Consider the following 20,827-nt stretch of genomic DNA (forward strand, 5'->3'; position numbering starts at 1 on the left):
ACCACATGATAAACAGGCACATGAACGAGCACAGACGGGTGAGCATCCCTCCCGAGGAACCGGCCGGCGGCTTTTCGGACACGGCATTCTCACGCATACGCGACATCCTCTGCACAAGGCGAAATTTTGACATCGCCAGCTACAAGGACAAATACATCAAGCGCCGGATCTCCATCCGGATCAGGGCGACCCGGGCGGCAACGGTCGACGACTACTGCGATCTGCTCCAGCGGAGCGAAGAAGAACTGGACCTGCTGGTTAAAGGGCTGACTATTCATGTGAGTCAGTTCTTCCGCAACCGATCCACCTTTGAAAAGCTCGGCACCGAGGTGTTCCCCGCGCTTTTTGCCCGACTGAGAGCCGAAGGGCGGGAACACCTGACCCTGTGGAGCGCCGGATGCGCCGGAGGCGAGGAGCCGTTCACCCTGGCCCTCATCCTGGCAGAGCGGTTCGCGAAGGAGTTGGAAGAGTTCAAGGTTTCCATCGTTGCGACCGATATAGATGATGGGATCCTTGAAGCGGCACAGCAGGGGATGTATGGTCACGAACGTCTCCAGGAAGCCCCCGCTCACGTGCTCGACCGCCATTTTTGCCGTAACGGCGACAAATACTGCCTCAGTCCGGCCATCCGCGGGATGGTGGAGTTTCGCCGCGGAGACCTCTTCGACACCGGAAACCATGTGGAGAGCGATCTGATCCTCTGCCGCAATGTTCTTATCTACTTTGAACGGCGGGAGCAGGAACGCATTCTTCTGGGGCTATCCAATGCCCTCACCCAGGGCGGCATCCTGATCCTCGGCAAGGCCGAGACCCTCGTAGGAGAACTGCGGCGGCGCTTCGGGACCATCTGCCCGGTGGAACGGATTTACACGAAGAATCGCTTTTCGGTATACTAACAGCCGTGATTTCCCCCCGACGACGTGCGGCTGCGGCGCCGTCGGCCAGTGGAGCGAGTATGCGCATCCCTCTTGGCTACAAGTTCATCCTCGGATTCGTGGTGGTCGTGGCTGCGGTTGCCTTTGTTCCCACCGGCATCCGTCTCCTCGGCTACGCGCCCGAAATCACCCATATCCTGACTTACGTCGTGGCCATGACCATCGGCCTGATTCTCGGCTGGATCTTCTCGCGGGGAGTCGCGCGCAACATGGGGCTTCTGACCGATTCGGCCGAGGCCATCAGCCGCGGCGACCTGACCAGGGACGTGGCACTCCCGCCCGGGCGCTTCCCCGATGAGACAGTTGACCTGGGCGATTCCATCAACATCATGGTCGGCAGCCTCCGGGAGCTTGTGGGACACATCCGGACCACGGCCGAAAAGGTTGCTGCTTCTGCCCGCACCTTGTCCGATTCGACGGTCGAGGTGAACTCCTCCTCCGAGGAGGTGGCCCAGGCCGTGGAGCAGATCGCCCGGGGCGCGGGCACCCAGGCTGAGATGGTGGAGCGAAGCTCCCGCATCATCCATGAAATGGCCATCTCCGTAGAACTGGTGTCGAAGCGGGCGCGGGAATCGGCAAAGGCGGCCCAGGAAACGAGTCGCACCGCACGGCGGGGGCAAAAACTGGCCAATGACTCGCTGGAGCGGATGACCAGCTTCTTTGGCAAGGTTGAGGAGAGCAGCGCCCAGTTTCTCTCGTTCAACGCCCGACTGCAGCAAGTAGGCAAGATCGCTGACTTCATCGCCGAGATCGCCCGCCAGACGAATCTCCTGGCCCTCAATGCCTCCATAGAGGCGGCCCGGGCCGGAGAGTACGGCAAGGGGTTCGCCGTAGTGGCGGACGAGGTCCGGAAACTGGCGGACGGCACCGGCAAATCGGCGGCTCACATCACGGAACTCATTGCCGCGGTGCGCGAGGAAAGCCGTCGCGTCCAGCAACTCATCGAAGAAAGCTCCCGCGACATCGGCGAAGGGAAGCGCAACGTGGATATCACGGCCGGCGCCTTCCAGGATATTCTCTCCAACGCCCTGGAAACGGAGCGGAGGGCGGGCAGCATCGCCGACCTCTCCCACATCCAGACCGATGGAGCGCAGAAGATGGTCACTGCCGTCGACGAAATCGCCCGGGTTGCCGAAGACAACGCCGCCGCCACCGAGGAGGTATCGGCCGCCTCCGAGCAGCAGGCAATCGCCATGCACGAGATGACCGTGGCCGCTCGCGACCTGGCCGACCTGGCCGGAGTCCTCATGGGAGTAGTGGAGCGCTTTATCCTTCCCCGTTCCGAGGGCGGCAACAAAGCGCCGTGAGTGACCGAATGGACCGCTACGTCATCTTTACGGTGACTGACCGGAAACTGGCCCTCCCCCTGGACAAGACGGCGGAGGTGTTGGAGGGCGCCGCCACCCATCCGGTGCCGGCAGTCCCGCCGTTGCTCGGCAGGGCACTGAACGTACACGGAAGAATCGTTCCGGCCCTGGATCTGGCGACGTTTCTCCATGGAGGGGCGATCGGGCGGAACCATGCGTTTCTTGCACTCAACCACCACGTGGCCGACCTGGCCCTGCTGGTTGAGGGACCGGTGGCCATCGTGAGCGTGGAGGAAAGCGACCGGTCCCCGAGTGAACATCCGCGTTTCGAGGGATACCTGGAGATTGCCGGTGAGCGGGTCGGCATCCTGGCGACCGGCAGACTGATCGAAGAAGTGGAAGAGATTCTGTGACTGTTATGGAGGGCTCATGGCCAAAAGAGTAATGATAGTGGATGACGCTCTGTTCATGCGCAACATGCTGCGGGGCATACTCGAGGATGCGGGGTACGAAGTGGTCGCCGAGGCTTCGGACGGCGCGGAGGCAGTGGTAACATTCCGTGACGTGCGCCCCGACGTCGTCACCCTCGACATCATCATGCCCGTGAAAAACGGTATTGAAGCCCTGCGTGAAATCATGGCCATCGATCCCAAGGCCCGCGTGGTCATTTGCAGCGCGGTCGGCCAGGAGAGCCTTGTGGACAAAGCCCGGAGCGTGGGCGCGAAAGACTTCATCCTCAAACCGTTCAATCCGGAGCGGGTCAAGGATGTGATGAAGCAGGTGACCGAGGGCTAGACATGGACATGTCCCAGTACCGGGACCTCTTCGTTGCCGAGGCCCGGGAACACCTGGAGCGCCTGGGCGAAGAGGTACTGGCCCTGGAAAAGGACCCGGCCAACGGCGAACGCCTCGACTCGCTCTTCCGCACCGCCCACTCCATCAAAGGCATGGCGGGCTCCATGGGATATGACGGCATAGCCGACCTTTCCCACCGCATGGAAGACCTGATGGACCGCGTCCGCAAGGGCCGGATTCCCTTTGGCCGGGACATCGCCGACCTGCTGCTGGCCTGCGCGGACCAGTTGGGACGAATGGTGGAAGACGTGACCGGCGGCGGGAACGGCTCCCTCGACGCGACAGACCTCTGCGCCAGACTCGCCCTGGTTGCCGGGCAGGAGGCCGCAGCCCCGGCGGCTCCAGCCGATGCAGAGACATCCCCCTCCCCGCAGCCATCCGACCAGCCGGAACCGGCACGTCGCGACGAAAGCGACGGGGCGCGAACCGTCCGGATCCGGTCAGAGCTTCTTGACCGATTTGTCAACATAACCGGCGAACTGGTCACCGGCAAGAACCGGATCATGGAACTGGCGGCGGGACTCGAATCCGAACCACTGCGGGATGCGGCGGCCGAACTGTCGAAACTGGTCCGCGACCTGCAGCGCGAGGTCATGTCGGCCAGAATGATGCCCTTCGGCACCATCTGCGACCGTTTCCCCCGCATGGTGCGGGATCTGGCTCGCCGTAGCGGGAAAGAGGCGACGCTGGCCATCGACGGCAAGGATCAGGAACTGGATCGCGGCATTCTGGAAATTCTCCCCGACCCTCTGCTCCATGCCCTGCGCAATGCCGTCGATCACGGCATCGAGTCGCCGGAGGAACGGAGTGCGGCCGGAAAGGGAGCGGGGGGTCGGATCGTCCTGTCGGTTCGCAGGGAAAAAGACCATCTGGACGTGACAGTGACGGATGACGGGCGGGGCATGGATCCGGCAGCTCTCGTCAACGCCGCCCTTGCCAAGGGAATCATCACCCCGGAAGAGGCGGCGACGCTCAGCCGGCAGGAGGCGTTGATGCTCGTCTGCAGGCCGGGCTTTTCCACGGCCAGGAGCGTCACCGAGGTATCCGGAAGAGGGGTGGGGATGGATGCGGTGCAAGCCGCTGTAAGTCGGGCGGGTGGCAGCCTGTCCATCCAGTCCGAGCGAGGCCGGGGAAGCAGGATCACCCTTCGGCTCCCCCTGAGCGTGGCGATCATCCAGGTGCTCCTGGTGGGCTGCGGCCCGCTGACCATGGCGGTTCCCGTCAACGCCGTCCGCCGGACCGTCGAGCTGGACCGGCGGCTCCAGCGCATCGAAGATGGGCGGGCTGTTTTTGATCTGGGCGGGGAAACCCTCCCGCTGGTTGACCTGGGCCTGCTCGTGGGGACCGGCCCGACTGCCGGCGGGGATTTCTCGCCCGTTCTGACGGCCGACGTTGCAGGACGCACAATGGGGTTTGCCGTGGACCGTTTTTTCGGACAGGCAGAGGTATTCACCAAGCCGCTCGGCACGCCGCTCAACCGTGCCAGGGGGCTTGCGGGAGGAGCTATACTGGGAGACGGTCGGGTCATCTTCATCCTCGACCTCCCCAATCTTGTCGACGGGGCCACCAGCCGGCGCCGCGTTTTCATGCACCCTGACGGTGCGCACAAAGGGGGAACGACCGCATGAAATTCGATGCATTGACCGAGGAGCACCTGGACGCCCTCAAGGAAGTAAGCAACATCGGTGTGGCTCACGCAGCCACTGCCCTTTCCCAGCTGATCGGCAAGGGGATAACCCTCCAGGTGCCGAAGGTCCACCTCATGAAGATCACCGAGGTTCCCGAAGCGTTCGGCGGAGCCGAGCGGATCGTTGTCGGAATTTATCTCCAGATGCTCGGCGACGCCCGGGGCAACATCCTCATCGTCCTGCCCCGGGAGAGCGCCCTCAAGCTCCTTTCACGGCTTCTCCCCCGTGAAAAGAGCGAAGGGTCCCTCCTCACAGAGCTAGAGATCTCGGCGCTCAAGGAAGTGGGGAACATCCTGGCCTCGGCCTACCTCAACGCCCTGGGCGCTCTTATGCGCAAGACCCTGATTCCTTCGGTTCCGGTCCTTTCCTTCGACATGGCAGGTGCGGTCATCGATTACGTCCTGATCGAACTGGGCGAAGTAGGCGACCTGGCTCTCATGGTGGAAACCGAATTTTTCGGCGAAGAGGAGAAAATCGGCGGTCAGTTCTTCCTGCTCCCCGACCCCGAATCTCTCAGGATCATCCTTGACGCCATCGGAGTAAAACTTTGAGCCGGATCGTCAGCGTCGGCATATCGGAATTCAAGATTGCATCGGCCCCGACGATCCTCATGACCTACGGCCTCGGCTCCTGCGTCGGCATTGCACTCCACGATCCGGTCGCGCTCACCGGCGGGCTCGCCCACACCCTCCTCCCCGCTCCGGTCCGGGGGATGGACTCCATGGTTAAATCAGCAAAATTCACCTGTTGGGCGGTTGACCTGATGGTTGAAGAGCTCATTAAATGCGGTTGCGTCGCTGAACGTCTTGTGGCAAAATTGGCCGGCGGCGCGACCATGTTCGAACCACAACACCGCACCACCCACAGTGGCATCGGCGAGCGTAACGTGACGGCGGCCAAAGAGGCTCTCGAGCGGCGCGGCATTCCTCTGGTGGCATCGGACACCGGCGACGATTACGGCCGGAGCCTGGAATTCAATACGGTAACAGGAGTCATCACGGTGCGGGCGCTGCAGCGTCCCATCAAGCGCATGTGATCGCACGGTCCGGACGCCGGCGGGCAACGGAGAGGTGATATGAAGGGGCTCAGACTCCTGGCGGCGATCATGGCGGTCGCCCTGCTTCCATTGACGGTCATGGCCGCGCCAGGCCCGGTGAATGTCGGGCTTCAGGACGTGATCGACACCGTGGAAAAAACATTCAGGCCAAACCGGACTTCGGGAATGCCCCCCCTCGTTTCGGTGACGGCCGACTTTTTCCAGCGCTCGACCCTGGCGGCCCAGAACCGCGAGATGCGGGCCGACGGCCAGATGTTCTTCAGGCCCGCCACGAGCCGGGAACCGCTCATGTTCCGGTTCGATTACTTCCGCCCCCTGAGACACGAGATCGTCAGCAACGGCCGGACCCTCTGGACCTACCTCCCCGAAAACCGCCAGGTAATCGTGAGCGATGTTTCGCCGGTCTTCAACCCCTACACCTTCGACCCTGAGCGCAACCAGGCGTCCAACTTCCTCCAGGGGCTCGGCCGGATATCCAAAGATTTTCTCGTCGTCTTCTCACCCCAGGGGAGGGACATCGGGGGCAATTACGTGTTGGAACTGACGCCGCGCCGGGCAACGGCAACCATCGCCAGGCTCTACATGGCGGTCAACGGCGAGGCGGTGGCAAACTATGTCCGCAGCGGCAGGAGGATTGCCGACAGCATTGCATCCCTCGGCCGCCAGGAGTGGACGTTTCCCATCCTTTCCACCACCGTGGTGGACCACCAGGGAAACACCACGATCATCGAATTCAGCAACGCCCGGACGAACATCCTCTTGAGCGAGTCGCTCTTCACCTTCGCCATCCCGCCGGGAGTTCAGGTGGTTCAACCGCCCCAGCGGCGCTGACCCCGAATCTGGCTCAGGCGAGGGCGGCGTGACATATGCCGCCTCGCCCTTTTCAATCGCGTCATCCTTTGAACAGAACGAGGACCGGAACATGACTCTGCCGCGCATACTATTGCTGTTTGCCGTCACCCTGCTTCTGGGGACAGGTGCCGCCACGGCGGCGCCGTCAGCCCCCCTGGCCGACGTGGTAGCCACTTTGGAACAGGGATACGCTTCCCTCAAGGACCTGCAGGCATCCTTCACCCAACGGACCGAAATGGCGGCGGTCAAGCGGTCCCAGACCGGCTCCGGCGAGCTGTTCATCCGCAAAGGTGCCGGCGACCGGGCGCTCTTTCGCTTCAACTACGTCAAACCGTCCCAGCAGATCGTCTCCAACGGCAAGACCGTCTGGTACTATCTGCCCGAGAACCGGCAGGTCATGACCATGGATGCCTCTGCCCTCTTTGCGGGCGGCGGGGGGGTCGCCCTTTCCTACCTGACCGGCATAGGCCAGATATCGCGCGACTTCGCCGTAAGCTTTGCGGGCAACGGACGCGACGCCAAAGGGAACCACGTCCTGGACCTGGTGCCCAAAAAACAGGGCCAGGCCTTTGCCCGGCTCCAGCTCACCGTTTCGGCCAAGGCGGTCGAAGAGTACCAACGGGCGGGCAAAGCCACGGTACCCTTTCCCATCGTTTCATCTGTTGTGGTTGACCAGATGGGGAGCCGCACGTCCTTCGAATTCTCGAAAATACGGGTGAACCGTGGGCTGGCCGGTTCTCTCTTTACATTCAAGGCTCCTGCCGGCGTTGAGGTAATCCAGGCACCGGGAGTCAAATAACATTATTCAGGGAGGAAACTATGCCCTCATTCGACATCGTCTCGAAGGTGGAAATGCAGGAGGTCGACAACGCGGTGAACCAGACCGTGAAAGAGATTTCACAGCGCTACGATTTCAAGGGAAGCAAGTGCGAGATCAAGCTGGAAAAGGACGCCATCAAGCTGTTGGCCGACGATGACTACAAGCTCAAGGCAGTGGTCGACATTCTCCAGTCCAAGTGCATCAAGCGGGGAATATCCATCAAATCGCTCCAGTACGGTAATGTGGAACCGGCATCCGGCGGCATGGTGCGGCAGGCGGTCGATATCCAGCAGGGTATCTCCAAGGAGAAGGGAAAGGACATCATTGCCGTCGTCAAGGAGTCCAAGCTCAAGGTTCAGGCGCAAATCCAGGATGACCAGGTGCGGGTGACCGGCAAAAACCGCGACGACCTCCAGGATGTCATCAAGCTTCTCAAGGGAAAGGATCTGGGGGTGGAACTCCAGTTCGTCAATTTCAGGGACTAACGAGGGGATTCAGTGAGTAACGCAAAAGAAAAAGTCAGCATGGTCAGCCTTGGCTGCCCCAAAAATCTGGTGGATGCAGAGGTAATGCTCGGCCGCCTGGCAAAGGACCGCTACGAGATCACCACCGATGAGCGCGAGGCGGACATTATCATCGTCAACACCTGTTCCTTCATCAAAGAGGCGAAACAGGAGAGCATCGACACGATCCTCGACCTGGCCGACCGGAAACAGGACGGCCGCTGCCGGCTCCTCATTGTGACCGGGTGCCTCCCCCAGCGCTACCAGGAAGAGCTGGCCAGGGAACTGCCCGAGGTGGACATCTTCGTGGGCACCGGCGACTATCCCCGCATCGCGGAGATCATCGAGGAGAAGAGTTCGCGGCCGGAGCAGCTGCGCTATATCGGCGACCCAAACTTCGTATTCGACGAAAGCCTCACGCGCCTCAACTCCTCCCCGGCCTACACCGCCTACCTGAAAATCGCCGAGGGATGCTCCAACTGCTGCTCCTACTGCGTGATCCCGTCTCTGCGGGGAGCCTTCCGCTCCCGTCCTCTGGAGAGCGTCCTCGCTGAGGCCCGCTCCCTCGTGGCCGGCGGGGCGCGGGAGATCAACCTGATTGCCCAGGACATCACCACCTACGGCCGCGACCTGCCCGGCGCACCCTCCCTGGAGACCCTCATCCGCGAACTGGCCGCCATTGACGGCCTCGCCTGGATCAGACTCCTCTATGCCTACCCCGACGGTATTACCGACGGCCTGATCCAGACCATCAAGAACGAACCAAAAGTCTGCAAATACCTGGACCTGCCCATCCAGCACATCAGCGACCCGATCCTGAAGCGGATGAACCGCCGCAGCACCGAGCCCCAGATCCGGGAGCTCGTGGCCAGGCTGCGGGAGGAGATCCCGGACATCGCGCTCCGCACCTCCCTCATCGTCGGCTTCCCCGGTGAAACGGAAGAGGACTTCCGCACGCTCCTCCATTTCGTGGAAGAAGCCCAGTTCGACCGTCTCGGCGTGTTCTGCTATTCACGCGAAGAAGGGACCCCGGCCGCGGAGATGCCCGACCAGGTCTCCGAGCGGGTGAAGCGCGAGCGCTACAAAAAGCTTATGAAGGCCCAGGCTCGGGTATCTTTCAAGCGGAACCGCCGGCTCATCGACACGGAAGAACAGGTCATCGTGGAAGGATACAGCGAGGAGACAGAGCTCCTCCTGAAGGGACGCTCCTCCCGCCAGGCGCCCGACATCGACGGCCAGGTCTACATCACCGCCGGCAACGCCAACGTGGGTGACATCGTACGTCTTCGGATTACCGATTCCTCCGACTACGATCTCATCGGCGAGATCATCTCCTGACCCTGCCTCCCGCGGGCCGGCGGATGACATCTGACCGGCCCGCGTCCAGCACCGCTCACTCGGCATTTCCCCGTATACTCACCGGCAAAGGCTGATCGGCATTCAGGCCCGCTTTTTGCTTGACTTCAAAAAAGTTTTCGGTATCATTTCGTGGCTCTTGAGGCCGGAAAATCAGCAGAGGGAGATAGTAAATGATTGAAAAATCTGAGGAAATGAAGGCTCTTCTCGTCAAACTCAAGGATGAGACCCTTCAGGAGATACACAAGGCGATGCGTAGCGGCTCCGAGAATGCAGGGGGCGAGCCCACGGGCGACATCTACGACCAGGCGTCCAGCGAGCGCGACCGGGAGCTGGGACTGCTTCTGAGTGACCGGGAGCGGGACAAGCTGCGCAAAATCGATGAGGCCCTCTTGAAGATCGAGGACGGAGAATACGGCATCTGCGAGGAGTGCGAGGAAGAAATCCCCCTGGGACGCCTCAAGGTCATGCCTTTTGCACGCTACTGCGTCAAGTGCCAGTCGGACATCGAAAAGATCCAGGCCCAGACCCGCCGTTTCGAGGAAGAGCGGGCGTATCGCGAGATCGCCTTCGGCGAAGAAGAAGAGGCCTGACAGCCTCTCGAGCGGACCGAGAGAAAAAGGGCGCTGCCGACAGCGCCCTTTTTTGTCGCCTCTGACCTGGGAGTCAAAATACCGCCACAACCATCACTCGGTAGCGACCAGCAAGCTTTTCCCCGTCATCTCCGGCGGCTGCGGAATCCCCAGTAACCCAAGCATGGTCGGCGCGATGTCGGCTAGGGTCCCGGGCCGCAGTCGTGCCCCTTTCCGGGAATCGTCCACCAGGATGAGTGGTACCCGTTCGTTGGTATGGGCGGTGTGGGGACCGCCGGTCTCGTCCACCATCATCTCGGCGTTGCCGTGGTCGGCAGTTATGATCAGTGCCCCCCCCTTTTCCAGCACCGTTGCCGCCACCCGGCCCACGCACTCGTCAACCGTCTCGATGGCGCGCACGGCGGCATCAAGGATGCCGGTGTGTCCCACCATGTCGGCATTGGCGAAATTGACCACCACCACATCGTCTACTCCCTCGTCGATCCGCTTCAGCAGCGCATCGGTCACGAGCGGGGCGCTCATTTCCGGCTTCTGGTCGTAGGTGGCCACTTCCTTGGGAGAGGGGATCAGGATCCGCTCCTCGCCGGGAAACGGCTCTTCCACGCCGCCGTTGAAGAAGAACGTGACGTGGGCATACTTTTCGGTCTCGGCGATCCGCAGCTGCCGGAGCCCGGCCCGGCTCACCACCTGGCCCAGGATGTTGGCGAGGCTTTCGGGGGGGTAGGCCACGGGGAGCGGAAAGGTGGCATCGTACTCAGTAAGGCAGACATAGGAGGCGAGGCGGGGCCACGGTGAACGATCGAAGCCGGCGAAGGCGGGGTCCGTGAGTGCCCGGGTGATCTCACGGGCCCGGTCCGAACGGAAATTGAAGCAGATAAAGCCGTCCCCGTCGGCGAGAAGTCCGAGTGGGCTGCCGTTAGGGGCGATGACGGCCGGCTCAACGAACTCGTCAGTGACACCGGCACTGTAACTCGCCTCGATGGCCGCAGCCGAGTCCGGACGGTGCGCCCCCTCACCCTTGACAATGGTGTTATAGGCCCGCTCCACCCGCTCCCAGCGATTATCCCGGTCCATGGCCCAGTAGCGCCCCATGACCGTGGCGACCCTGCCGAAGCCGATCCGGCCGATCTCCGCCTCCAGCTCGGCCAGGTAGCCCGCACCGCTGCTGGGCGGGGTGTCGCGGCCGTCGAGGAAGGCATGAACGAACACGTCCTTCACCCCCTGACGCCGGGCCAACTCAATGAGGGCATAGAGGTGCGTGTTATGGGAGTGGACTCCCCCGTCGGAGAGGAGCCCGCCCAGGTGCAGCCTGCCGCCGGCAGCCTTGACGCGGGCCATGCAGTCGAGAAGCACCGGATTGGTGAAGAAGTCGCCGTCGTCGATCGATTTGGTGATGCGGGTCAGGTCCTGGTAGACCACACGGCCGGCGCCGATGTTCAGGTGGCCCACCTCCGAGTTCCCCATTTGGCCGTCGGGAAGCCCCACAGCCATGCCCGACGTCTCCATCTCCACCGAGGGGTACTCGGCCATGAGGCGGTCCATGGCCGGGGTCCGGCCAATGGCCACGGCATTATTGGAAGGGTCGGGATTGATCCCCCACCCGTCGAGGATCATGAGCACGAGCGGTCTGGGCATTGCTCCTCCGTGACAGGATTAGTGATGATAGGGTTCGTTGCCGATGATGGTGAAAGCCCGGTAGATCTGCTCCAGCAGCACCACCCGGACCATCTGGTGGGTAAAGGTCATCCGCGACAGGGCGATGACCCGGTCGGCCCGGCGCCTGAACTCGTCGGCAAAGCCGTAGGCCCCGCCGATGGCGAAGGCCAGTTCGGGTACCGCCGTGTCCCGGCAACGGGAGATGTAGGCGGCGAATTCCGGCGAAGTGAGCTGATCGCCCCGCTCATCCAGAAGGATCAGGCGTGAGGTGCGGGGAACGAGCTTGTCGAGCCGCTCACACTCCCGAGCGCGCATGGCCTCGGCCGCAGCGCCCTTTTCATCCCGCGCCTCGCCGATCTCCAGGGGAGCATAGCGTCTCACCCGGCCGGCATATTCGTCAATGCCGCGCCGAACCCACTCCTCCTGGGTCTTGCCGACCCAGAGCACGCGCAGTTTCACGGCGCTCCGACCCCGGCCGGCACGGAGAGGGCGAGGATCACTCCCCTCCCCCTTCCTTCCCTTCCCACAGGTACTCCGCGGGAATCGCCACCTGCCCGGCAGCGGACCAGAGGCCGTCCAGGTCGTAGTAGGAGCGCAGTTCCTCCCGGAAGATGTGGACGATCACGTCACCGTAGTCGATCACGATCCAGTTCCCTTCCCGCAGCCCCTCCATATCGATGACCTTGCCGTACTTCTTGAGCCCCTTCTTGACCGAATCGGCAATGGCCTGGGCCTGCTTGTCCGAACGGCCCGTGGCAAGCACCAGATAGTCGGCAATGGACGATATCCGGCCGATCTCGAGGACCTTCACATCAAGGGCCTTCTTGTCGAGGGCGAAGCGGGCGCACTGGAGCGCGCGCTCGAGGGGAGTGAGCGTGAGTTTATCCGTCATGGGCATAGATCCTTTGTTCGTTGATGTAGCGCTCCACCGCCTCCGGGACCAAGTACCTGATCGACCTGCCGAGGCGAGCGAGTCCGCGGATGGAACGGGACGAGATGTCGAGGGGGACGCCGGCCAGCCAGTAGACCGAATATCCCGAGCGATGGGCGAGCCGTTTTTCCGCGGGATAATAGCAGAATTGCGCTGTTATGGCAACCGGCAGCGCCGCGAGCAGGTCCGCCGCTTCGGCTCCGGGGCGGGCCGCCACCACCAGGTTGCAGGAGGCGAAGATCGCCTCGTAGTCGTACCAGGAGCCAATGTCGAGGAACGAGTCGCTGCCGATGATGAAAAAAAATTCGTCCCCCGGATACTCCTCTTTGAGAGCCCGGATCGTGTCGACGGAATAGGACTTACCCGGTCGCCCCCCCTCCATGTCCGACACGGCAAAGGCGTGGTTGTCCGCCGTGGCGAGCCGCACCATGGCGCAGCGCGTCTCAAAGGGGACTTCCCCCTCCATGGCCTTGTGGGGCGGGGACGCTGCCGGAATGAACAGAACCCGGTCCAGGGCAAAGGTGTCCCGCACCTCCTCCGCGATGCGGAGGTGAGCCACGTGCACCGGGTTGAACGTGCCGCCGAGAATGCCCGTTTTCATCCCTTGCCGGCCTCCGGGTCCCTGCCCCCGCTCACGGCCTCACCTGTCCATCGCCATAGACGATGAACTTGGTCGTTGTCAGATCCTCCAGTCCCATGGGGCCGAAGGAGTGGAGCTTGGTGGTGGAGATGCCGATCTCGGCACCGAGCCCCAGTTGGTTGCCATCGGCAAATCGGGTGGAGGCATTGACCAGCACAGTGCTGGAGTTCACCTCCCGGATGAAGCGCTGGGCATTGTGATAGTCGCGGGTGACGATGGCCTCGGTGTGGAGCGAGCCGTAACGGTTGATGTGGGCCACGGCCTCGTCCAGGTCGTCCACCACCCGGACCGCGAGGATCAGCTCCAGGTATTCGGCATGCCAGTCGTCCTCGGTGGCCTTTGTGGCCTGGGGCACAAACTGGCGGACGCAGTCGTCGCCCCTCAGCTCCACCTTCAGCTCGATGAGGGTCTCGGCAATACGGGGGATAAAGGTCTCCGCAATATCCTTGTGGACCAGGAGCGTCTCCAGGGCATTGCAGACCCCGGGCCGCTGGACCTTGCCGTTGACGATGATCTTTTCCGCCATGTCGAAATCGGCATCCGCGTCCACGAAAACGTGGCAGACCCCCTTGTAGTGCTTGATGACCGGGATGCGCGAGTTCTCGACCACGAAACGGATCAGACTTTCGCCTCCCCGCGGGATGATCAGGTCGATGAACTCCTCCTGCTTGAGCATCTCCAGAACCCCCTCGCGCTCGGGGAAGGGAACGACCGACAAGGCCGCAGCGGGGATGCCCGCCCGCTTCAGTTCTTCCCCGAGGATGCGGGCGATAGCCAGATTGGAATGGATCGCTTCGGAGCCGCCCCGCAGAATGACGCTGTTGCCGCTCTTGAGGCAGAGAGCCGCGGCATCGGCGGTGACGTTGGGGCGCGCCTCGTAGATTATCCCGATGACCCCCAAGGGAATCCGCATCTTGCCCACACGGAGGCCGTTAGGGCGGGTCCACATCCGCGTCACCTCCCCCACCGGGTCGGAGAGAGCCGCCACCTCACGTAGGCCGTCGGCCATGGCCTTGATTCGGGCCTCGTTGAGCATGAGCCGGTCGAGCATGGCGGTCGAAAGCCCCTTGGCCTCGCCCGCTTCCAGGTCCTTCCGGTTTTCCTCAATGAGCTGGACGGTGTTCCTGACCAGAGAACCGGCCATGGCCAGGAGAAGCTCGTTCTTGGCGGAGGCGGAAAGCTTCGCCATGGCTATTGCGGCCTGGCGGGCGTCGGCGGCGATGTTTCGAATCTTTTCGGCGATCGACATGTCAAACCCCTCCCTTGCGGATTCAGCTGTTGATGCTGTGGCAGGACACTAATTTCTACGTTGTCACCTTTGGTTCGGCTCTGTGGGAAGAGGGCCGGCGGCTCCCCCTCCGAAAAACCCAAAGCGTCACCTTCATAACTCTGATGAGCTTGAACAGATCATTGAGCCGATTTCCCATCGAACAGGCTCCCCACTTTTTGCGGGAGTTTTTTCTCCGGGAAAGCCCCCGGCCCCCTTACGGGACGTTTGGATGAACTGTGACAAAAGGGGGCTACAGCACCACAAGATTGTCCCGGTGGATGATCTCGTCCCCGTACTTGTAGCCGAGGATGGCCTCGATCTCGCCACTTCGATGACCGAGGATGCGGGTGATCTCGTCATGGGAATAGTCTACGAGCCCCCGGGCGATCTCAGTGCCGTCGGTGCCGCAGACCCGGACGCAGGCGCCCCGGTCGAACTTCCCCTCGACCCGGACCACCCCCGACGGTAGCAGGCTTTTCCCCTGGCGGGCAAGGACCGTGCGGGCGCCGTCGTCCACGATGATTTTCCCCGACGGCCTCAGAGTATGGGCAATCCAGTGCTTGCGCCGGTTGAGGCTCTCCTTGCCGGGGAGGAACAGGGTCCCCACCTCGCGGCCGGCAAAGGCTTCGGCCAGCAGGGACGGATTCCTGCCGTTGAGCATGAGCGTCGGCACCCCGAACTGGCCGGCCTTCTTGGCCGCAGCCAGCTTGGTTACCATCCCGCCCGTGCCGACGGTGGAACCGCTGCCGCCGGCAGCCCGTTCCATCTCCCGGGTGATCTGCCGAACCAGGGGAATGAGCCGCGCGTCGGGGTTGGTACGGGGATTCGCCTCGTAGAAACCGTCGATGTCGGTCAGGATCACCAGCAGATTGGCCTCGGCCAGGTTGGTGACCAGGGCGGAGAGGCTGTCGTTGTCGCCGAACTTGATCTCGTCGAAGACCACAGTGTCGTTTTCGTTGATGATCGGGATCACCCCGAAGGAGAGGAGGGTATCAAGGGTAGCCCGGGCGTTGAGAAACCGTCCCCGGTGGGCCAGGTCGTCGCGGGTCAGAAGGATCTGCGCCACCTTGTGGCCGAAGGGCTCGAAGGCCTCCTCGTAGGCGTGCATGAGGCGCGACTGGCCGATGGCCGCCGCCGCCTGCTTCTGGGGAATGCTCCGGGGTCTGCCGTCGATGCCGAGCTCTTTCCGCCCCGCGGCAACGGCGCCCGAGGAGACGATGATCACCTGGCGGCCGCTGGCGCGCAGCTCGGCCACCTGGGCGGCGATGCTGCCCATGAGGGGCTTGTTGAGCCCGTTGTCCCCACAGGTGAGGACCCCACTGCCGATCTTGATGACGATCCGCTTGACCTTGGAGAGGATTCCGCTACGCATAGCGCCGTCTACCACTCCTCCTCGTCCTTGCCCCAGAGGGAGCGGGCGATTTCGTCGAGCAAAGGGGAAATCCCCTCGCCGGTTGCGGCAGAGAGGGGAAAGACCGCAAGGCCCCGCTCCCGGAACCAGGGGAGCACCGCAGGCAGATTCTCTCTCACCGCCGGGAGATCCATCTTGTTGACCACCACGATCTGGCGCTTGTCGGCCAGCTCGGGACTGAAGAGGGCCAATTCCCGGTTGAGGGCCTCGTACTCGCGAATGGGATCGCGGTCGGGCATCCACGAGAGGTCGAGCACGTGGAGCAGCACGGTGGTCCGTTCAACGTGCTTGAGGAAGCGATGGCCGAGTCCCGCCCCCTCGGAGGCCCCTTCGATGATCCCCGGAATGTCGGCGATGACAAAGGAACGGTAGTTCTTGTAAGGAACCACCCCCAGGTTCGGCTTCAGGGTGGTGAACGGGTAATCGGCGATCTTGGGTCGGGCCGCCGAAACACGCGTGATGAACGAAGATTTCCCCACGTTAGGGAAACCCAGAAGCCCCACATCGGCCAGGAGTTTCAGCTCCAGCCTCAGCCACCGCTGCTCCTCGGGCTCGCCCGGCTGGGCGAACTTGGGCGCCCGGTTGGTGGAGGTGGCGAACCGCGCGTTGCCCTGGCCGCCCCGTCCCCCCTTGAGCAAGACGATTTCCTCACCGGCCGTCACCAGGTCGGCCAGGATCTCGCCGGTTTCCGCATCCTTGATGATGGTACCCGGCGGGACAGGAATGACCAGGTCCTCACCGCCGGCGCCGTGGCGGTCCTTGCCCATGCCGTTCTTGCCGGAGCCGGCCTTCAGGTGGGGCCGGTAGCGCAGGTCCAGCAGGGTGGACAGGTTCGAGTCGACCCGGAAGATAACGTCGCCGCCCCGACCGCCGTCGCCACCGTTGGGGCCGCCGAAGGGAATGAACTTTTCCCGGCGGAAAGAGACGCAGCCGGCGCCGCCGTGACCCGACTGAACGTGTATTTTTACTTCATCGATAAACTGCATGGCTTCCCGTGAAATGCGTGAAATGAAACAGAGACTATAGCAGAATTCGTCAGGTGGCGGGCAAAAAAAATCGGCAGCGTCGGCTGCCGATGGAAAGGAGTGGGGAGTCGGTCCCCGTGGCGTGTTCGATCTGACCTACTTGACGTGACAGGTGAGACAGAGGGCGCTGCGGTAATCCTCCACCGCCAGATGCATGGGGCGAGGATTGAGCATGTTGTGGCAGGTAAGGCAACTTACGGTGCCGTCAAAGAGCATGAGCGACTGTTCCACCAGGGCCGGGTCCCTGAAGCCGCGTCCCGATGCGGCGACCTGGGCATAATTCATCCCCATGGGATGGGTTTTCATGGGGGAAGCGGTCTGAACGCTCTGGGCCGTGAACCCGCCGGTCGACACGCGAGTTATCCGCTGTGCCGCCTCCACCGGCGGCGCGCTGACACCATCGTGGCAGCCGAGACAGGCAGTGGTGATGGTATCGGTACGGGAGGCGACCGGCTCATGGTAGCCGGCGTCGAGCAGAGTTCCGAAAATGGCGAAACCCTCGCTCTCGTCTTCAACGGCGTCAACCGCTGCCGTCCGGGTGGAGTAAGAGGCATCGGCAGCCGTGGCAACCATGCCGATATAGCCGGCCCGCATCTCGGGGTCGACCAGTTGGGTCGAGAAGGTGCAGACGCCCCGGCTGATAGCAGCCTCGGCAGCAATGGAACCGGCAGCAACCAGCGCGAAGGCTGAAATCAGACTGACCAGGTGACGTAGTGTTCCGCTCGACCAGACCATGGGGGACTCCTCCGTGAAATGCCTGCAATGGACCACATTACAAGGGGAGTGCCGATTCTTTAATTACTGCAAATTTTGTTTTAACAATTTGAAATCATTACAATTTAAAACCCTGACCACTCCTCCCCTCGACCTCGTCATTTCACATATTACTGTTCAACGATTGAACAGCTGATCCGAGAACAGAAACAACAGCCCCCAGAGCCCCTGTTTTTCAGCATCTCGGAATGGCCGGACAAATTGTGCAATTTGTGAACATTTTGTATAAAAAATTCTAATTAATATTTCAAACTATTCGGAATTCCTTATTATTAAGATTCGTTATGTTCGGATAAATAATTTTATGCTTGCTCTTTACTGCTGTTTTTTGTTGTATGAGGTTAAAGCATCATAACAAAAGACTAACACAGGCTATTTAATGGACACATGGCCGGCACCGACCGGCACTGAAACCACCCGCAACAGGACGTTGAGGGAAGGGGGTGGCAATGACAAGGCCGAGCATCATGCGCAGACGAGCCGCGCGGTACGACCGGAAGGTCCCCCTGTGGATCTGCGGTGACACCATGGAGAGTTTCCGCTCCATGTCACTCAACATTTCTTCTCACGGTGTATTCTGCCCGGTTCCCCGGGGGGTCGACATCAATGACCGGGTCATGGTGATCGTGGGAGTACCCTTTGCGGAGGGAGATGCGGAGGGGGTCGAATGCGAAGGGGTTGTGGTCCGCACGGAACCGGCACCAACCACTCTAGGCGCCGCCATCCAGTACGCAGCCATCAATTTCCGCAACGTCCCCCGCGAATCAGCCTACCTGATCCGCGACTATCTGACCGGCTCCCAGCTGCGGTGCGACGAGCAGCGGAAACCGGAACTCCGCCGGCACCCCGAGATGCCCCCGGTCTGCTGCGACGTGCCCTGCGTAGATCGTGACACCGTTGTCCAGCAGCACCGCCAGCGCACCGAACGGATGGCATTTCTGCGGGACGTGGCCTCGCGCTTGGCTCCCGCGATCAAGGACCGACTCGCCGGTGTGTCCGGCGCGCTTCAGATCCTCTCGGAAGAGACGCTCCCCCCCTCCGTTCCCGACGGCATCTACCGCGACATTTTCGAAGAGATAGCAGCCCTTGACAAACTGGCCGACACCCTGGCCCGCTACCACCGGCCGAGTCTCCCCCTGTTCAGCTCGACCAAACTTGAGCCGGTTGTGGAACGGGCACTGGAGACGGTGAAGGAAGTGCTGCAGAGCAAGGACATCGAGATACGGCTGCATCCGGGTGCCGATCTCCCCATTATTCAAGCCGATGAGGTACTGTTGACCCAGGCATTCGCCGCCCTGTTCGAAAGCGCGGCTGACACCATGAGCCGTGGCATGCTCACGGTGCAGTTCTGCTCGGGAACTCCCCGGTGCGACTGCCCGGAATGCGCGTGCGAGAAGGGCGCCAACTGCATTAACGAACACGTGAGCGTTCTGATCAGCGATGGGGGGACGGGCACGGCGCCGTTTTCTTTCGATCGGGCGCTGACCCTGTTTCCTGCCGTGAGCGGAGCCTGTTGCGGCAACGGACTCCCCTTTGCCCACCAGGTTATTGACCAGCACGAGGGATTTCTTTACGTGGCCAGCAGTCAAGCGAGCGGCTCAATCTTCGTGGTCGAGCTGCCCCGTTATCAGAGCGAGGTATGCTGACAATGAACAGTCACCGGATTCTGGTAGTCGACGATGAAAAGCTCATCTCGTGGTCCATTTCCACCATGCTCGAAAAGGCGGGGCACAGCGTTGCCACGGCCGCATCGGGGACCGAGGCGCTCCAGAAGTTCCAGAATTTCCGCCCCGAGGTCGTATTGCTCGACATCAGTCTTCCCGACATGAGCGGACTTGAGATCCTCGCCCGGGTCAAGGAAGAGAACGAGGACGTTACGGTCATCATGATTACCGCCAACTCCAACGCGGACGAGGCGGTGACAGCCTTCCAGCGCGGCGCCGACGACTTTTTCGGCAAGCCGTTCTGCCTGGAAACCCTGCGTCACGTGGTTGACAAGGCCCTGGAGCGGATGAAGCTCAAAAAAGAGGTGGATATCTTCAGGCGCGAACGACGCAAGAAGGGAGATTTCGACCAGCTGGTGGGGCGTTCCTCCAAAATGGTGGAGGTATTCAAGCTGATCAACGTTTGTTCCCGCACCGATGCAAAGACAGTCCTGATAACCGGTGAGAGCGGTACCGGCAAAGAGCTGGTGGCCCGCGCCGTCCATCTGCACAGTGCCCGCTCGGACCGGCCCTTCATCGAAGTCAACTGTGCCGCAATCCCGGAAAACCTTCTGGAAAACGAGCTGTTCGGTCATGAAAAGGGCGCCTTCACCGATGCGTCCCGCAAGCAGAAGGGTATTTTCGAGCTGGCCGAGGGGGGAACGGTCTTCCTGGATGAAATCGGCGACATGCCGCTGCAGATGCAGGCCAAGCTTTTGAAAGTAATGGAGACCAAGCGGTTCCGGCGCCTGGGGGGGGAAGACGACGTGGAGGCCGACGTACGGATCATCGCCGCCACCAACCAGAACCTGCCCAAGATGGTGGCAGACGGCGGGTTCAGGGGCGACCTCTTCTTCCGCCTGAACGTCATGAACATCCGCCTGCCTCCGCTCAGAGAGCGGAGCGAGGATATCCCGACCCTGGTAAGCTATTTCATCCGGCGGCTCAACGACGAGTACGGCCGCTCGGTGGAGGGGATCAGCGATGACGCGCTGGCCACGCTGACCGGGCACAACTGGCCGGGCAACGTGCGCGAATTGCGCAACTCCGTTGAACGGGCAATGATGCTGGAGCCGTCCAGAACCCTCAGCCTTGGCTGTTTTACCGACGATTTCCAGTACGGTGGAGGGGCCGCCGAATCTTCACCGGTCCCGGCTGGCTCGATCGCCAGCGATGCGCCGGGGACCCTTTCCATCCGGCTCCCCTCCGACGGGCTCTCCATCGAAGAGGTAGAAAAACAGCTCATCATCCTGGCCCTGGAGCGGACCGGCGGCAACCAGACCAAGGCCGCCCAGTACCTCAAAATGACCCGCGACACGCTGCGTTACCGGATGAAAAAGTTCGGCCTCTCGGAAAGCGGCTGGCAAGACGACGCCGGTGACGACAAGGAGGGGGAACTGGGCGTGCCCAGACGGACTGAACGGCCGACCACCACGTGGCGCACGCTCTGA

The 20,827-nt window shown here is 62.0% G+C and carries 22 protein-coding genes; 14 read left to right on the forward strand and 8 right to left on the reverse strand.

Translation table 11 applies throughout. From position 1 onward, the window contains the following. Positions 1 to 20 precede the first annotated feature (20 nt). From GS_RS16030 to GS_RS16085, 12 genes are all read left to right on the forward strand, one after another. The gene (locus GS_RS16030) at positions 21 to 896 is read left to right on the forward strand and encodes a CheR family methyltransferase (protein ID WP_235044926.1); all 876 of its coding nucleotides are present in this window, start codon (positions 21 to 23) and stop codon (positions 894 to 896) included. A 59-nt stretch (positions 897 to 955) separates the two neighbouring features. Beyond that, on the forward strand, positions 956 to 2,242 hold the full coding sequence (locus tag GS_RS16035) for a methyl-accepting chemotaxis protein (protein WP_010943814.1): 1,287 nt from the start codon (positions 956 to 958) through the stop codon (positions 2,240 to 2,242). Further along, a complete protein-coding gene (locus GS_RS16040) occupies positions 2,239 to 2,655 on the forward strand; it encodes a chemotaxis protein CheW (protein ID WP_010943815.1) in 417 nt (138 codons plus the stop codon). Before GS_RS16035 ends, GS_RS16040 begins: the two co-directional genes overlap by 4 nt. A gap of 16 nt (positions 2,656 to 2,671) precedes the next feature. After that, positions 2,672 to 3,037 (forward strand): response regulator, encoded by a 366-nt coding sequence (locus GS_RS16045; RefSeq protein WP_010943816.1) that lies wholly within the window; start codon positions 2,672 to 2,674, stop codon positions 3,035 to 3,037. Positions 3,038 to 3,039: 2 nt separating this feature from the next. Then, positions 3,040 to 4,725, forward strand: a complete 1,686-nt coding sequence (locus GS_RS16050) for a chemotaxis protein CheA (RefSeq protein ID WP_010943817.1) — start codon at positions 3,040 to 3,042, stop codon at positions 4,723 to 4,725. Next, the gene (locus GS_RS16055) at positions 4,722 to 5,336 is read left to right on the forward strand and encodes a chemotaxis protein CheC (RefSeq protein ID WP_010943818.1); all 615 of its coding nucleotides are present in this window, start codon (positions 4,722 to 4,724) and stop codon (positions 5,334 to 5,336) included. Before GS_RS16050 ends, GS_RS16055 begins: the two co-directional genes overlap by 4 nt. Beyond that, positions 5,333 to 5,821: a chemotaxis protein CheD gene (locus GS_RS16060; RefSeq protein ID WP_010943819.1), complete on the forward strand. Its 489-nt coding sequence runs from the start codon at positions 5,333 to 5,335 to the stop codon at positions 5,819 to 5,821. Before GS_RS16055 ends, GS_RS16060 begins: the two co-directional genes overlap by 4 nt. A gap of 39 nt (positions 5,822 to 5,860) precedes the next feature. Then, complete coding sequence (locus GS_RS16065; RefSeq protein ID WP_010943820.1) at positions 5,861 to 6,673, forward strand: LolA family protein; 813 nt, start codon at positions 5,861 to 5,863, stop codon at positions 6,671 to 6,673. A 91-nt stretch (positions 6,674 to 6,764) separates the two neighbouring features. Then, the gene (locus tag GS_RS16070; RefSeq protein ID WP_010943821.1) at positions 6,765 to 7,493 is read left to right on the forward strand and encodes a LolA family protein; all 729 of its coding nucleotides are present in this window, start codon (positions 6,765 to 6,767) and stop codon (positions 7,491 to 7,493) included. Between the two features lie 20 nt (positions 7,494 to 7,513). Next, on the forward strand, positions 7,514 to 7,999 hold the full coding sequence (locus GS_RS16075; protein ID WP_010943822.1) for a YajQ family cyclic di-GMP-binding protein: 486 nt from the start codon (positions 7,514 to 7,516) through the stop codon (positions 7,997 to 7,999). Positions 8,000 to 8,011: 12 nt separating this feature from the next. Then, a complete protein-coding gene (gene rimO, locus GS_RS16080) occupies positions 8,012 to 9,355 on the forward strand; it encodes a 30S ribosomal protein S12 methylthiotransferase RimO (RefSeq protein WP_010943823.1) in 1,344 nt (447 codons plus the stop codon). Positions 9,356 to 9,546: 191 nt separating this feature from the next. Beyond that, the gene (locus GS_RS16085) at positions 9,547 to 9,966 is read left to right on the forward strand and encodes a TraR/DksA family transcriptional regulator (protein WP_010943824.1); all 420 of its coding nucleotides are present in this window, start codon (positions 9,547 to 9,549) and stop codon (positions 9,964 to 9,966) included. A 93-nt stretch (positions 9,967 to 10,059) separates the two neighbouring features. Here the strand turns inward: GS_RS16085 and gpmI are convergent, their stop codons facing one another. The 8 genes from gpmI to GS_RS16125 form a co-directional block, all read right to left on the reverse strand. After that, complete coding sequence (gene gpmI, locus GS_RS16090) at positions 10,060 to 11,601, reverse strand: 2,3-bisphosphoglycerate-independent phosphoglycerate mutase (protein WP_010943825.1); 1,542 nt, start codon at positions 11,599 to 11,601, stop codon at positions 10,060 to 10,062. Between the two features lie 18 nt (positions 11,602 to 11,619). Beyond that, positions 11,620 to 12,081, reverse strand: coding sequence for a 23S rRNA (pseudouridine(1915)-N(3))-methyltransferase RlmH (locus GS_RS16095; RefSeq protein ID WP_010943826.1), 462 nt, complete (start codon positions 12,079 to 12,081; stop codon positions 11,620 to 11,622). 37 nt (positions 12,082 to 12,118) lie between these two features. Continuing rightward, the gene (gene rsfS / locus GS_RS16100; protein ID WP_010943827.1) at positions 12,119 to 12,514 is read right to left on the reverse strand and encodes a ribosome silencing factor; all 396 of its coding nucleotides are present in this window, start codon (positions 12,512 to 12,514) and stop codon (positions 12,119 to 12,121) included. Next, a complete protein-coding gene (gene nadD / locus GS_RS16105; RefSeq protein WP_010943828.1) occupies positions 12,504 to 13,154 on the reverse strand; it encodes a nicotinate-nucleotide adenylyltransferase in 651 nt (216 codons plus the stop codon). The genes rsfS and nadD overlap by 11 nt, the downstream gene beginning before the upstream one ends. Positions 13,155 to 13,185: 31 nt before the next feature. Next, complete coding sequence (locus GS_RS16110; protein ID WP_010943829.1) at positions 13,186 to 14,442, reverse strand: glutamate-5-semialdehyde dehydrogenase; 1,257 nt, start codon at positions 14,440 to 14,442, stop codon at positions 13,186 to 13,188. 271 nt (positions 14,443 to 14,713) lie between these two features. After that, a complete protein-coding gene (gene proB, locus GS_RS16115; protein WP_010943830.1) occupies positions 14,714 to 15,835 on the reverse strand; it encodes a glutamate 5-kinase in 1,122 nt (373 codons plus the stop codon). Between the two features lie 8 nt (positions 15,836 to 15,843). Next, positions 15,844 to 16,860 carry a GTPase ObgE gene (obgE, locus tag GS_RS16120; protein WP_010943831.1) on the reverse strand — a complete coding sequence of 339 codons (1,017 nt, stop codon included), beginning with the start codon at positions 16,858 to 16,860 and terminating at the stop codon, positions 15,844 to 15,846. A 135-nt stretch (positions 16,861 to 16,995) separates the two neighbouring features. Then, on the reverse strand, positions 16,996 to 17,634 hold the full coding sequence (locus GS_RS16125) for a cytochrome c (protein ID WP_010943832.1): 639 nt from the start codon (positions 17,632 to 17,634) through the stop codon (positions 16,996 to 16,998). A 506-nt stretch (positions 17,635 to 18,140) separates the two neighbouring features. On the opposite strand from GS_RS16125, the gene GS_RS16130 reads away from it, so the two are divergent. Both GS_RS16130 and GS_RS16135 read left to right on the forward strand, forming a co-directional pair. Then, the gene (locus GS_RS16130) at positions 18,141 to 19,319 is read left to right on the forward strand and encodes a PilZ domain-containing protein (RefSeq protein WP_144011898.1); all 1,179 of its coding nucleotides are present in this window, start codon (positions 18,141 to 18,143) and stop codon (positions 19,317 to 19,319) included. A gap of 2 nt (positions 19,320 to 19,321) precedes the next feature. Then, the gene (locus GS_RS16135; protein WP_010943835.1) at positions 19,322 to 20,827 is read left to right on the forward strand and encodes a sigma-54-dependent transcriptional regulator; all 1,506 of its coding nucleotides are present in this window, start codon (positions 19,322 to 19,324) and stop codon (positions 20,825 to 20,827) included.

This window comes from Geobacter sulfurreducens PCA (assembly GCF_000007985.2).
Taxonomy (GTDB): domain Bacteria; phylum Desulfobacterota; class Desulfuromonadia; order Geobacterales; family Geobacteraceae; genus Geobacter; species Geobacter sulfurreducens.